1 protein-coding gene is annotated in these 635 nt (G+C 69.8%); it reads right to left on the bottom strand.

The features are described 5' to 3' along the window. The coding region (locus tag AC1DWF_RS35705) for an FAD-linked oxidase C-terminal domain-containing protein (RefSeq protein WP_476843185.1) at positions 1 to 635 on the bottom strand (635 nt) is incomplete at both ends.

The following is a 635-nucleotide window of genomic DNA, read 5'->3' as shown; positions in this document are numbered from 1 at the left end:
CCCGTCGCCGACATGGCCGACGATGGGCGCCATCAAACCGGATTCCTCGATGTCGCGCTTGCAGCCGAGCAGCGCGTCCGCCAGCCGCGAGATCGGCACGCAGACGTCGGTCGCGATGCCGCGCGAGCCCGGCTGTGCGGCGATGCAGGCCCAGTAGGCGTCGTGCCGCGCCTTCCACAGCTTGTTGCGGCTCTCGGCGTCACGCGCCCAGGCGAAGCCCTCGGCGCCGTATTCGGAGGTGATGCCCTCCACCAGCTCGGCCTGCTCGACGACGCCGGCCTCGGTGCCGTGGAACTCCAGGAAGAGCGTGGGGACCGGCTTGTAGCCCTCCAGCTTGGAGTAGCTGATGCAGGCGGCCATCTGCACCTCGTCCAGCAGCTCGATGCGCGCCACGGGCACGCCGGCCTGCATGGTGGTGATGACGCTGTTCACAGCGGCTTCGAGGCTCGGGAACTGGCAGACGGCCGAGGTCATCGCCTCGGGGATGCCGTGCAGCCGCAGCCGCACCTTGGTGATGATGCCGAGCGTGCCCTCGCTGCCGATGAAGAGCCGCGTCAGGTCGTAGCCATTGGCCGCCTTGCGCGTGCGGCCGCCGGTGTGGATCACGCGGCCATCGGCCAGGACCACTTCCAGCC

It is taken from the genome of Aminobacter sp. P4_D5 (assembly GCF_056401815.1).
The sequence above is the reverse complement of the archived record's forward strand: the minus strand, read 5'-3'. Positions and strand labels throughout refer to the sequence as shown.